General features: G+C 70.9%; 12 protein-coding genes. 5 read left to right on the top strand and 7 right to left on the bottom strand.

From position 1 onward, the window contains the following. Positions 1-15: 15 nt before the first annotated feature. The gene (locus tag ABD830_RS08655; protein ID WP_344985965.1) at positions 16-1179 is read left to right on the top strand and encodes an acyl-CoA dehydrogenase family protein; all 1164 of its coding nucleotides are present in this window, start codon (positions 16-18) and stop codon (positions 1177-1179) included. Between the two features lies 1 nt (position 1180). Here the strand turns inward: ABD830_RS08655 and ABD830_RS08660 are convergent, their stop codons facing one another. Next, entirely contained in the window at positions 1181-2248 is a 1068-nt protein-coding gene (locus tag ABD830_RS08660; protein ID WP_344985966.1) for a C45 family autoproteolytic acyltransferase/hydrolase, read from the bottom strand. Next, positions 2245-2709 carry an FMN-binding negative transcriptional regulator gene (locus tag ABD830_RS08665; RefSeq protein WP_344985967.1) on the bottom strand — a complete coding sequence of 155 codons (465 nt, stop codon included), beginning with the start codon at positions 2707-2709 and terminating at the stop codon, positions 2245-2247. The genes ABD830_RS08660 and ABD830_RS08665 overlap by 4 nt, the downstream gene beginning before the upstream one ends. A gap of 12 nt (positions 2710-2721) precedes the next feature. Between ABD830_RS08665 and ABD830_RS08670 the strand changes: the two genes are divergently transcribed. Beyond that, on the top strand, positions 2722-2949 hold the full coding sequence (locus tag ABD830_RS08670; RefSeq protein ID WP_344985968.1) for a hypothetical protein: 228 nt from the start codon (positions 2722-2724) through the stop codon (positions 2947-2949). Between the two features lie 42 nt (positions 2950-2991). Here the strand turns inward: ABD830_RS08670 and ABD830_RS08675 are convergent, their stop codons facing one another. Beyond that, positions 2992-3654 (bottom strand): lytic polysaccharide monooxygenase auxiliary activity family 9 protein, encoded by a 663-nt coding sequence (locus ABD830_RS08675; RefSeq protein WP_344985969.1) that lies wholly within the window; start codon positions 3652-3654, stop codon positions 2992-2994. Between the two features lie 295 nt (positions 3655-3949). Here ABD830_RS08675 and ABD830_RS08680 point away from each other — a divergent pair, with 295 nt between their 5' ends. After that, positions 3950-4534, top strand: a complete 585-nt coding sequence (locus ABD830_RS08680; RefSeq protein WP_344985970.1) for a Uma2 family endonuclease — start codon at positions 3950-3952, stop codon at positions 4532-4534. Positions 4535-4542: 8 nt separating this feature from the next. Here ABD830_RS08680 and ABD830_RS08685 read toward each other — a convergent pair whose 3' ends face one another. The 4 genes from ABD830_RS08685 to ABD830_RS08700 all read right to left on the bottom strand — a co-directional run bounded on the left by ABD830_RS08685 (position 4543) and on the right by ABD830_RS08700 (position 8652). Continuing rightward, complete coding sequence (locus ABD830_RS08685; protein ID WP_344985971.1) at positions 4543-5427, bottom strand: TauD/TfdA family dioxygenase; 885 nt, start codon at positions 5425-5427, stop codon at positions 4543-4545. 65 nt (positions 5428-5492) lie between these two features. Then, positions 5493-6266, bottom strand: a complete 774-nt coding sequence (locus tag ABD830_RS08690) for a response regulator (RefSeq protein WP_344985972.1) — start codon at positions 6264-6266, stop codon at positions 5493-5495. Positions 6267-6382: 116 nt separating this feature from the next. Then, positions 6383-7501 carry a hypothetical protein gene (locus tag ABD830_RS08695; RefSeq protein ID WP_344985973.1) on the bottom strand — a complete coding sequence of 373 codons (1119 nt, stop codon included), beginning with the start codon at positions 7499-7501 and terminating at the stop codon, positions 6383-6385. Beyond that, on the bottom strand, positions 7498-8652 hold the full coding sequence (locus tag ABD830_RS08700; protein ID WP_344985974.1) for a sensor histidine kinase: 1155 nt from the start codon (positions 8650-8652) through the stop codon (positions 7498-7500). Before ABD830_RS08700 ends, ABD830_RS08695 begins: the two co-directional genes overlap by 4 nt. A 289-nt stretch (positions 8653-8941) precedes the next feature. Here ABD830_RS08700 and ABD830_RS08705 point away from each other — a divergent pair, with 289 nt between their 5' ends. After that, positions 8942-9703 carry a SpoIIE family protein phosphatase gene (locus ABD830_RS08705; protein ID WP_344985975.1) on the top strand — a complete coding sequence of 254 codons (762 nt, stop codon included), beginning with the start codon at positions 8942-8944 and terminating at the stop codon, positions 9701-9703. 80 nt (positions 9704-9783) lie between these two features. Next, the gene (locus tag ABD830_RS08710; protein ID WP_344985976.1) at positions 9784-11664 is read left to right on the top strand and encodes a M6 family metalloprotease domain-containing protein; all 1881 of its coding nucleotides are present in this window, start codon (positions 9784-9786) and stop codon (positions 11662-11664) included. Positions 11665-11742: the final 78 nt, after the last annotated feature.

Here is an 11742-nt window from a genome sequence, read left to right on the forward strand (position 1 = left end):
TACGAAGGAGCCTGGATGGTCACCCCGACCGCGCTGTTCGCCCTCGACACGCTGCTGACCGAGGAGGAGCGGGAGATCAGGAACACGGTCAGGCGCGTGTGCGACCGGGAGATCCGCCCGCACGTCGCCGCCTGGTTCGAGGCCGGGGAGCTGCCGGCCCGCGAGCTGGCCCGCACGCTCGGCTCGGTCGGCGTGCTCGGCATGCACCTCGACGGGTACGGCTGCGCCAGCATGGGCGCGGTCTCGTACGGGCTGGCCTGCCTGGAGCTGGAGGCGGCGGACTCCGGGCTGCGCAGCCTGGTGTCGGTGCAGGGGTCCCTCGCGATGTACGCCATCTGGAAGTACGGCAGCGAGGAGCAGAAGCAGGAGTGGCTGCCCGCGATGGCGGCCGGCGAGCGCATCGGCTGCTTCGGCCTGACCGAGCCGGACTTCGGCTCGGACCCGGCGGGCATGCGGACCACGGCCAAGCGCGAGGGCGGCGACTGGGTGCTGAACGGCACCAAGATGTGGATCACCAACGGCTCGGTCTCGGACGTGGCGGTGGTCTGGGCGCGTACGGACGAGGGTGTCAGGGGCTTCCTGGTCCCGGCGGGCACGCCCGGGTTCACCGTCAACGACGTCAAGCACAAGGTGTCGCTGCGCGCGAGCGTGACGAGCGAGCTGGTGCTCGACGGCGTGCGCCTGCCGGACGAGGCCGTGCTGCCGGGCGCCAGGGGCCTGTCCGGGCCGCTCGGCTGCCTGAACGAGGCGCGGTTCGGGATCGTGTTCGGGGCGATGGGGGCGGCGCTCGACTGCCTGGAGACGGCGATCGCGTACGCGGGCGACCGCGAGGTGTTCGCCAGGCCGCTGGCGTCGTACCAGCTCACCCAGGAGAAGCTCGCCGACATGGCGCTGGAGCTGGGCAAGGGCCTCTTGCTCGCCGTGCACCTCGGCCGGCTCAAGGAGGCGGGGACGATCACCCCCGAGCAGATCAGCGCCGGCAAGCTGAACAACGTGCGCGAGGCCCTGGAGATCGCCAGGAAGTGCCGCACGCTGCTCGGCGCGAGCGGCATCACCCTGGAGTATCCGGTGATCAGACACGCCGTGAACCTCGAGTCGGTGCTGACCTACGAGGGCACGTCCGAGATCCACTCCCTGGTGCTGGGCAAGGCCCTCACCGGGATCGGCGCGTTCCACTAGCTCAGAATGTCTGCCAGGTCGCCTCGGTGACCTGGCACGGCCCGCCCTGGTGCACCCGCAGCCGCGCGGCGGGCAGGTCCAGCGCGATCGTCGCGACGGTCTCCCAGCGCTGATTGATCGGCTGCGTCTGGTCGGGGTGGGCGCAGACGGGGGCGTCGTCGGGGCCGTGGCTGAGCATGGCCAGCGCGCGCGTGGTGTGGTCGTCGCTCTTCAGGCTCTCGGTGCTGGCTTGCAGGTGCTGGAGCCTGGCGTACGTGCTGGGCCGGTCGGTGGCGTGCCGCTCGCGTGCCGCCAGGTCGGGGTCGAGGAAGTGGTTGCAGTGCTGCAGCACGCCGTCCGGCTCCGGCCGGATGACGGCCACGCCGGCCGGGGAGATCTCGATCGAGCCCGCGTCCGACGAGGTCACCGCCGTGATGACGGTCGAGGCCGACACCGTGGCGGAGCGCGCGATGTCGGCGGCCTCCTCGACGGTGGTCGCGTCGTCCAGGATCCGGCGGGCGATCAGGTGCACGGGCACCCCGAGGTCGGCGGTGTCGGAGTCGTGGCGCAGGATGTTGAAGTGGATGCCGAGCCCGGCCGTGTTCACGCCGATCTTGGCGAGCGCCCCGGCCTCGGTGAAGGTGCGCACGACATGCCCGGGGCGCGGCTCCAGCTCCCAGAGCATGGGCGCGTCGCGCAGGTGGTCGTGCCAGTCCCAGGTCTGCACCGTGCGCGGCGGCAGGCCCTCGCCCGGCAGCACGACGGAGGTGGAGCACTCCCCCTCGCCGGTCGCGTCGATGGCGGCCAGGATCTCGGTGCGCGCGTTGACGACGGCGACCTGCCAGGGCCGCAGGCCCGCGCCGGCCGCGATCCCGGCGATCTCCTCAGCCAGATGCGGCGCCCAGTCCGCGGTGCGCTCGAGGGCCTGCTCGCCCCACGCGCGGACCTGCCCCGGGGTGGCGCCGGCGACGGTGAACAGGTCCGAGTAGCCGGCGAGGTTGGCGATGATCGCCTTGCGGCGGTGCGTGCCGAGCTCCTTGCCACGGGCTCGGGGATCGATTTCTGACGACGTGAAGGTGGGAAAGGTCATGAACCATCCATCAGGTCGGCGAGCCGGGGGTTCTCGGCGGCGAACGAGGCGCGGACGCGCGTGTACCGTTCGGCGTCGGTGTCCTGGCTCAGCTTGAACATGCTCTTCTCGGTATGCACATGCACTCTAAAAGCCACTACCCCCGGCAACAGTGCGGCGAACCTCTCCCTGGACGCCGGGGACGGCTCCCACGCGGGCGATCGCGCCGACTCCAGGGCGGCGACGGTCCGCTCCACCACGTCGAGCGCGTCGTCGAGCAGTTCGGCCCGGCCCGTCACATGCACGGCCGCGTAGTCCCACGTCGGCACGGCCGGGTCGGTGCCGTACACGGTGGGTGAGACGTACCCGTGGGGTCCCGAGAAGACGACGAGCACGTCGGGCGAGGACTCGAAGGAGCGCCAGTGGGGGTTGGCGCGGGCCATGTGGCCGACCAGGGTGGCGCCGTCCAGGATGACGGGCATCTGGACGCCCTGGTGTGCGCTCCCGCCGGGGCGGCCGCCGAGGTGGCGCCGCTGCTGCGGGAGGCCGGGGCGAACGTGCTGCTCGCCTCCTGCGTGGACAACGCCGCCACCCGCCAGTCGGACCCGCCGATCACCGCGATCGACCTGCGCCCGAAGGAAGCGGGGCGAGCTGCGCGGAGCTGCTGTTCGAGCTGCTGTCCGGGGCCGCGCCGATGGGCACCGAGCGCGTACACCCGATAGAGCTCAACATCCGCGCCTCGACCCGCCCCCGCCCGTAGCGGCTCAGCCGAAGTTGACGTCGCTGCAGAAGTAGAACGACTGGTCCATGTGGGAGGCCTGCCAGATCGTGTAGATCACGTGACGGCCGGTGCGCGAGCCCTTGCTGATGTTGTTGATCATGTACACGTCACTGGGCGCGTACTTGGGGGTCGTGCGGACCAGTTCCAGGTTGTTCCAGCCCAGGGGCGTGGTGAGGGCGTTGTAGCCCTGGCGGGTGATGTAGACCCTGATGTAGTCCGCGCCGTGCCTGGCCTGGTCGTTCAGGCGGATGTTGAACGTGCTGCCGAGGTTCGCCATCGTCCACGGTCCCGGCTTGTCCATGGAGCGGTAGCGGCCGCCTTCGGTCAGGCCGGCGCTGCACAGCTGGCCGTTGGGGATGACCGCCTCATGGTTGCCGCCGACCCCGTTGCGATAGAGGCCGTTCCAGTTCCACATGGCGTTGGTGTTGTCCTGCCAGGCCTGCCAGCACATGGGGTCCTGCTGCTGCATGGCGGGGTTCTGGAAGTCGTTGCCCCAGCGCAGCCAGCATCCGTAGTTGCGGGAGGCGGGGTCGACGACCGAGCCGTGCGCCGACGCCGAGCCGGCCAGGGGGATGGCGAAGATCATCGCTGTGGAGAGCAGCAGAGCCAGGGCGCGCCGCGCCCAGGGGTGGGGTCCTTTGGGCATTAGTGCGATCTCCGTGTTCCGGTCGAGGGTTCCGGTGGTGGGGAGCGCTCCGCGGGGCGACGGTATCTGACGGTGCGAGTCCGCACAAATGACGGATCATGTCAATGTGTCACGCTGGTGCTGGGTGGCGGGTCGATGTCGTGGATGAGCAGCGGAAAGGGCTTTCCCTTAGGCACTCAAATCGGTGAAACTTTCACCACCACCCAATGTCGGACGGTGTTCGTTCGGAAACTTAGGGTAAGAAAATTTGGGCAAGTAGCATGTGAGCGAGGGCAAGGTTCCCGATACTTGGTGGGTGACCGCATTGGCGACGATGGAACCGACCACGACGCGCAAGATCGTTCTTCCTGCGCCGCCGTGCACAGTCGATGACCTGCTCAAGCTCCCGGATGACGGGACCCGCTACGAGCTCTTCAACGGGAGCCTACTGGTGAGCCCTTCCCCCGCATCCCCCCACCAGCGCGCCATCTACCGGCTACAGTGCATCCTCGACCATGCGGCGCCGTCTGAGCTGGAGCCCCTGTCAACCGTCAATCTGCGAGTCACTGACAAGGACTACTACATCCCCGATCTTGTCGTCGTGCCTGCAGACACCGCTCAGCTCATGTTCTCACCAGAAGAGATCACCCTCGCGGTGGAGGTGGTCAGTCCGAGCACCAAGATGATTGACAAGGTCCTCAAAGCCACGGCGTATTCGGCGGCGGGCATCCCGATCTACTGGCGAATCGAGCTGGACGAAGGGCCCACTCTCTACGTCTACGAGCTCAACGGCGACAGCTATGACCCGCCGACCGCCTACAAGGCAGGTGCCGTCGCAAACCTGACGGTGCCTTTCCCGGTCAGCTTCGACCCTGCCGAACTCGACCGTCCACGACGCTGACCCCCTCCTCAGGTCGTGGTGAGCCAGAGCCGGAGAAGATGGCGGCGGCGGTGCGGCTCCCGGTAGTCCTCGTAGGCGGTGCGGCTGTGCAGGGCGACGTGGTTGTTGAGGAACTGCATGTCGCCCGCCCGCAGATCCATGGTCAGAGCGAAGCGGGTGTCATTGGTCAGCTCGTCGAGGAGGGCCATGGTCTCCTCCTGGGCCGGAGTGAACGGCGGCACGGTGGCGCCGCGCTGGGCCGAGCGCAGGTAGTCGGGGCCGTACGCGACCGACACCCTTCCGTCGTCATCCACCGTGCAGATCGGCTTGGCGTAGAAGCTGTCCGGGCCGTCGCCGGTGCGGCGGTCGTGCCACCACGGCTGGTAGAGGAGCTCCGCCAGGTCGGGACGGGTGCGGACGAGCTCGTTGTGCACCGCCACCGAGCTGACGATCGCGCTGAGGCCGCCGGATTTCGCCGGGCGCACGCAGAGGAGGGCCACCACGTCCGTCGGGTCGCTGTGGAAGCCGAGACGGCCGCTGTGCTGGTAGCTCTTCGCGCGTGACGGGTCGGCCCCCGTGTCGCGGACGTGCATGAGCGGCCGCGCGCCGGGACCCTGCGGGACGACGGCGCCGACATGGCGGGCGAGGCCGAGCGCGGCCCTCTCGCACTGCCGCTCGGTCATCTGCTCCACGGGCACCCCTTGGACCAGCACGAAGCCCCGGCCGTGCATGAGCTCGTCGCGGACCCGGTGGAGGGTCGGGGCGAGCGTCGGCAAGGGGAAGCTCTCCTCCGAGTCGCAGGCGGCGAGCACCTCTCGCCTGTGCGCCTCCGTCAGCGGGACCCGCCAGGCGTCGCTGTCGCGGAGCTCCGCGCCCAGCCACTCCCCCGGCCCCACGAACTCCGCGACCGCCATCGCGTGCCACCACCTCTCAGCCGACTGCTCTCACCATGCCCTTCTTCGCCGGAGGCCGCAGCACCTCATCGCCCAGAGCGGAAGGAATCGGAGGCGCGGGCGGCCCGCGACGTGTAGACCGTCACCTCGTCCGGCTGGACCAGCCCGTCCTGGATGGCGCAGATGAGCAGCTTCTCCTTGGTCGGCGCGGGGCGGCCCGCGGCGGCGTACTTGACCCTCGCCCGGTCGATGTACTGGCGTACGGTGCGCTCCTTGATGCCCATCCTGGCCGCCACCGACGCCTTCGACATCGACTGGAACCAGAACAGCAGGGCCGCACGCTCCTTGTCCGACAGCTGCGGCCGGTGCGGGCCCTCGTCCGTGGCGATCGCCTGGGCCATGGGCAGGGTGACGCTCGGCCGGTCGGCCGCCACCTCCAGGATGGTCTCCAGGCAGGACTCCCGCGTGGCCCGTCCCTTGCCGATGAAGGCCGAGGCGCCCGCGTCCAGCACCGCGCGTACCGTCTCCGGCTCCTCGTGCTCGGAGAAGACGATGACCCGCTGGCCGCCCGCGCACAGCTCGGCGACGCGGTCGACGACCATGGTGCCGTTGAGGTTGAGGTCCAGCAGGAGCACGTCGGCCGGCACGCCGCGGACCGACTCGATCGTCGGTCCCTGGGCGACCAGCTCGACCGGGCCCGGCCCGCCCAGCCACGACCTGACGCCGTCCACCACCACCTGATGGTCCTCCACCAGGACGACCGTCACCCGGCCCGCCGAATCCTGCCCCGCCGTCTCCTCCCCCGGCGCCTCGCTCCCGTGCCCGTTCCGGTCCGCCTCCGGCTCCGTCTTGCGTCCCATCCGCTCCGTCCCCTAGCCGATCCAGCCCGTCCCCAGATCCGTCGCTTGTTCGAGCGCATCTGTTACGGGTTGGCGCGCCGGCCCCCCTCCGGTCGGCGCGCTCCCCGCCCCACCCCTCATGGGCCCTGCCAGATGCTGTTCACCCACACGTCGCCGTCCTGCCGCTGGTAGGTGACGACGACCCCGCTCGGCTCGCGTACCGGGACGGCGCTGACGGGCAGGTCGTCATTGTCTGCCACGACGGCCACGCTCACCATGGTCGACATCGCCGACACGGTCACCCGGGCCCGCGACCGCGCGCCGTCCAGCGCCCGGACGGGCGCCCTGAGCAGGTCCTCCCGTACGCCCTCCGGCAGCACCGGCATCCGCTGCCCGAACGGCGGCGCCGTCACCAGCACCTGGCGCCGCTCCGCCGCGTCGATGCGCTCGCGCAGCACGGACACCAGCTCGTCGGGTACGTCCTCCCGTTCCGTGATGAGCCTGCGCAGCCGCATGGCCCCGGCCGTGCAGTCCTCGCGTACGCGGGGATCCCCCGGGTCGGCCCCGTCGGCGAGCTGATCGAGCAGCGACTCCGCCACTTCACGGATCGCGGCGTAGCGGCGGAGCCGGTCGGAGTGGATGCGGTGGGCGGACTCCCGCCAGGCGTCGTCGGCGGCCAGCCGGCGGGCCAGCAGCGCGGCGTCCTCGGCCCTGACCCGGAGCGTGTGGCAGCCCGCCGCGTACCCGAGCTGGAGCGTGGCGCTCCCGACGATGACCATGAGGTACCTGGCGATGGAGATCCGGTCGACCGTGCCCGTAACGATCATGGCGGTCAGCATGATGCCGGCGTTGGCGGAGAGGAACGCGATCAGCTCGACCCGCCACCGGGGCCGGTTCCACAGGAGCATGACGCCGAGCCAGCCCACCGAGCCCCAGCCCCAGTCGGCCGGGCCGAGCAGGTCCTCGGGGCGGCCGGCCACGATCACCGCGACGTCCACGGCCAGCACGGCGGCGGCCGGCGGGCCCACCCTGGCCGGGCCGCCGAACGTTTTCGCCAGCGCCCGCGCGGCGATCACCCCGATCGCCGCGTAACCGATCCACGCCGCCGCGGCCAGTGCCGGCCAGCGGAAGGAGGACCAGCCCGTGATGGTGACGGTGAGGTCGTAGCCGAGGTGCCAGGCCACGGCGATCACCACGGCGCCGAGCGCGGTGTAGCGGGCGTACCGCTGGGCGACCTCCTCGATGTCGTCGATCACGGCCGCCACCACAGGCTCACCCGGGTGCCTTCGTCGCCGGAGCGGATGTCGGCGCCGGCGTTCGGCAGCGAACGCATCGTGTCGAGGATCGACCCGCGTACGCCGAACCGGTCCGGCGGCACCCGCGCGAGGTCGAAGCCGCCGCCCTCGTCCGCGACCTCCACCCGGATCTCCCCGTCGCGACTGCTGGAGACCAGCTCGGCCTCGCGCACCCCGGCGTGCAGCGCCACGTTGGCCAGCGCCTCGGTGACCGCGCGGGCGAAGCGCTCGGCGACCTCCCCCGGCACCGTCTCCGGCGTCAGCCGCCTGCGTACGGCCAGTCCCGTCGCCCGTCCCGCCACCTCGTCGAGCAGGGCGTCCAAGGCGATGGGCGCGGAGCGGGCGCGCGGTCTGTCGCGCAGCTGCTCCAGCGCCGCCAGATCAGCCACCGCCTGCCGGCGCAGTGTGGGCGAGTGCCGCTCGTACGTGCCCAGCCCGACCATCGTCAGCGTGTGCAGCGACGTCTCGTGAACGCTGCCGACCTGGCGCAGCTCGTCCTCGCGCCGCAGCCGTTCGACGATGAGGGCGATCTCGGCGCGGGCGCTGTCCCGCAGGAACGCGTCCGCCGAGGCGGCGGAGCGGCGCAGCAGCGTCATCAGCACCGCGATCGCGAGGATCTGCACGAGGTGGATCAGCAGCGTCCCGGTCACATCCTGGTACGGGGCGGCCAGCCGCAGCCCGGCCAGGTACGCCGCCGCCACGAGCAGCCCGACGGGCACCGCCGCCCAGGGCCGCCACGTGACCCCCGAGACGACGATGGTCATCGTGACCAGCCCCGCGATCCAGCTCGATCCTCCGTCGAGCGCCGCGCCCGCGACGAGATGGCGCTGCGTGAGGCAGAGCGCGACCGTGATGGCCGCGTCACCAGCCACCAGCCAGGCGGGAGTCCGTGCCCTGCGCCGGGCCACGCGCAGGAACAGCCCGGTCCACACGAGGTCGATCGCCAGCGCGGGCGCCAGCCACGCGGCGGACACCGGCGGAACGGCGCCGAGGAGCGCGGCCACGACCGCCACGAGGCCCACCACGCCCCGCGCCCCGGCGCAGGTGCGGGCGATCGTCCGCTCCATGTGCCTGGCCGCCGAGTCGTATCGCGTGGAACCGGAGTGAGACATGGGCCGCCTGCTCGTGATGAGAGCACAAGACGGGCTTTACGATAACGCATCCGGTATGAGTGAGCACGCTGTGAATACAGCCATTTTGTGGAGGCTGGTGGAGACAGGGGGCGCATGGTCGTTTTCCTCGGTCCGGCTCTTCTCGCACCGTCGCTCACCGGGCCACCTGGTGGCATGACGGCTGATCGGCCGTCATCCGCTACGACGGCCGATCAGCCGTCAGTCGCGTCTCCTCCACAAGAGCGTGTACTGGCTGCGGGTCGCGAACGATGCGACGAGAGGGGACCTCATGACCTTTCTGGTGATCTCGATCCTGGTCGGCTGCCTGTCGGTGATGACGGCCCGCGGCCGGCAGGGGAACTGGCCGTCCGGCATGCCGGTGACGCGGCCGCGGCTGGTGACGGCCGGCGGCACGTACGCTGGCTGGCGCGGGCGGCCGGCGGACGCGTACGTCATCCAGGAGCGCCTGGTCGCGGTGGCCCACGGCACGAACGGCGAGCCGGCCTGCACGGCCGCGGCCCTGGCTCTGGGCGCGGTGGTCGCCGCGAGGCCGCAGTACCAGGCGGACCTCGACGAGTGCGCGCAGCTCGCGCACCGTGCCGTGCGCACCGCGGCCCTGCGGAACGCCTCCACGCCCGAGCTGGTCAGCACCCTGGACGTGGTCGTCCTCGAGCCCGGCGAGCGCCCGTCCCTGCGCTTCGTCCACGTCGGCGACGGCGCGATCTGGCACTGCGCGAAGGGCGCGGAGCCGCAGCCGCTCACGACGCCGCACTCCTTCGGCGAGCCCGGGAAGGGGGGCCGGCTGCTGCGCGGGCTCGGTCTGCCGTCGGCGCTCAACCCCGAGGTCGGCTCCGTCCCGCTCCGCCCGGGCGACCGCGTCGTCATCGTCTCGGACGGCGTGGTCAGGGCACTCGGCGCGGCGCGCATGAAGGAGCTGTTCACCGACGGCGTGTCGCCCGGCGCCTGTCTGGACCGGCTGTACGACGAGATGGCCGCCGCCGAGCCGGAGGACGACGCGACGGTGATCATCGCCGATTACGTGACGGCTTGAGTACGGGTGTACTCAGGCGGTTCCACCGGCGCTCAGTGACGATCGGAGGGAATCTCCCACTGGACACCGGAGGGCTCGCGATGAGCGCCATATTCGGAGAGACGCTGAGCTTCACCCAGGCGGAGGGCGAGGAGGTGCGGCTCGTCGTGTTCGGGGACGAGCACTACGCCCGCTACGAAACTCTCGACGGCTACACCACCGTCTACGACGCCTCCGCCGGCGCCTACTGCTACGCCGACCTGAAGGACGGGCGGTTCCAGTCCACGGGGGTCCGGATCGACTCCTACGACGCGCCCGGCGGCGTGCCGCGCCACCTGCGCGAGTCGGGCCCGGTCATGGCCGAGGCGCACCGGCGGCGCAGGCCGGGCACGCTCTCGGCGGAGGCGGCGGAGGACTCCGCGCTGACCTTCGGGCCGACGGGCGGGCTGCTGGAGGGCCGCAGGCTCAGCGTCGGCTCCGTGCGCGGCCTGACGATCCTCGTCGACTTCCCCGACCAGGCCACGACGGTCACGCCGGCGCAGGTGGACGCGCTGCTCAACGCCCCCGGCTATCGCGAGAACGGCAACGCGTGCTCGGTCAACGAGTACTACAAGACCATGTCGAGCGACCTGCTGGACTTCACCAACGACGTCGTGGGCCCGTTCAGGATGAGCCACGACATCACCTTCTACGCCGACCCCGCCAATTTCGACGTGCTGGTGCCGGAGGCGCTGCGGGCGGCCGTCGACTCGGGCGTCGACCTCACCCGGTACGACTCGCTCGGCCAGAACGTGGTGGACGCCCTGATCGTCCTGTACGCCGGCAAGACGCAGTACATCAAGGACAGCGTGCTGTGGCCGCACAACAGCGTCGTCGAGCTGGAGTTCGGCGACATGCGTACGCACTTCTACCTGGTGACGAGCATGGGCGAGGGCCCCGAGCAGCTCACGATCGGCACGTTCTGCCACGAGAGCGGGCACCTGCTGTGCCGCTTCCCCGACCTGTACGACTACGGCCGCCGCGACGGCGACGACTTCACCAGCTCGGGCCTCGGCCTGTACTGCCTGATGAGCGCCGGCAACCACCTGGACGGCGGCAAGACGCCCGCGCCTGTCAGCGCCTACCTGCGCGACCTGGCCGGCTGGTGTCCTGAGAAGACGGAACTCAACCTCGCCGGCGTGTATCAGGCCGAGCACGGCGACTACCGCAAGGTGTTCCGCTACTCGACCGGGACGGACGAGGAGTACTTCCTGGTGGAGAACCGCTCCAAGCTCGGCTTCGACCTCCACTCGCCGGCCGGCGGCCTGGCCGTGTACCACTGCGACACCCGCGGCTCCAACGAGCTGCAGGACGGGACGCCGCTGCACCACTACCAGATCGCGCTGCTGCAGGCCGACGGCCACCTCGACCTGGAGAACAACCTCAACTCGGGCGACAGCCGCGACCTGTACGGCCGGGTGGACGGCACGGCGCTGTCGCACTCGACCGTGCCCGCCAGCCTGCTGTGGAGCGGCGCCGAGTCGGGGTTGACCCTGTCGGCGATCAGCGACCCCGGCCAGACCATCCGCTTCAGGGCGGGGCCGGTGGGCGTGAACGGCGCCGCGTTCAGCTCGGTGTCGCGCCCGGCGCTGCGCATCCCCGACAGCGATCCGCACGGCGTGGCCGACACGATCACGATCGAGGCCGAGGGGACCGTGCGGACGCTGAAGATCCTCATCGACCTCGACCACAACCACCCTGAGGACCTGCGGATCGTGCTCCACTCGCCGACCGGCCGGCGCATCGTCCTGGCGCACCGGGAGGCCACCCTGGACACCTCGAAGCTGCTGCAGTACGCGACCGAGCCGCCGTCGGCCGTCACTCCGCTGGTGGGCCAGCCGGCGGGCGGCGGGTGGACGTTACTGGTGAGCGACCTCGCTCCCTCGCACGCCACGGCCGGGGTCCTGAGCGCCTGGCGGCTGGACATCGTCACGGGCACCTGACCAGGTACGGCCCCGAGAGCGCGCGTCATGGGCGGCCTGACGCGCGCGAAACCGTCCATCAGCCGAGAGATATTCCTT

The sequence above is a fragment of the Nonomuraea helvata genome (genome assembly GCF_039535785.1).
GTDB lineage: Bacteria > Actinomycetota > Actinomycetes > Streptosporangiales > Streptosporangiaceae > Nonomuraea > Nonomuraea helvata.

What these genes read in the sequence shown, in the direction of transcription:
- ABD830_RS08690 (WP_344985972.1), bottom strand. Translation starts at nt 6,266, where the DNA reads ATGGGACGCAAGACGGAGCCGGAGGCGGACCGGAACGGGCACGGGAGC.
- ABD830_RS08705 (WP_344985975.1), top strand. Translation starts at nt 8,942, where the DNA reads ATGACCTTTCTGGTGATCTCGATCCTGGTCGGCTGCCTGTCGGTGATG.
- ABD830_RS08655 (WP_344985965.1), top strand. Translation starts at nt 16, where the DNA reads ATGGTCACCCCGACCGCGCTGTTCGCCCTCGACACGCTGCTGACCGAG.
- ABD830_RS08685 (WP_344985971.1), bottom strand. Translation starts at nt 5,427, where the DNA reads ATGGCGGTCGCGGAGTTCGTGGGGCCGGGGGAGTGGCTGGGCGCGGAG.
- ABD830_RS08700 (WP_344985974.1), bottom strand. Translation starts at nt 8,652, where the DNA reads ATGTCTCACTCCGGTTCCACGCGATACGACTCGGCGGCCAGGCACATG.
- ABD830_RS08660 (WP_344985966.1), bottom strand. Translation starts at nt 2,248, where the DNA reads ATGACCTTTCCCACCTTCACGTCGTCAGAAATCGATCCCCGAGCCCGT.
- ABD830_RS08675 (WP_344985969.1), bottom strand. Translation starts at nt 3,654, where the DNA reads ATGCCCAAAGGACCCCACCCCTGGGCGCGGCGCGCCCTGGCTCTGCTG.
- ABD830_RS08710 (WP_344985976.1), top strand. Translation starts at nt 9,784, where the DNA reads ATGAGCGCCATATTCGGAGAGACGCTGAGCTTCACCCAGGCGGAGGGC.
- ABD830_RS08665 (WP_344985967.1), bottom strand. Translation starts at nt 2,709, where the DNA reads ATGCCCGTCATCCTGGACGGCGCCACCCTGGTCGGCCACATGGCCCGC.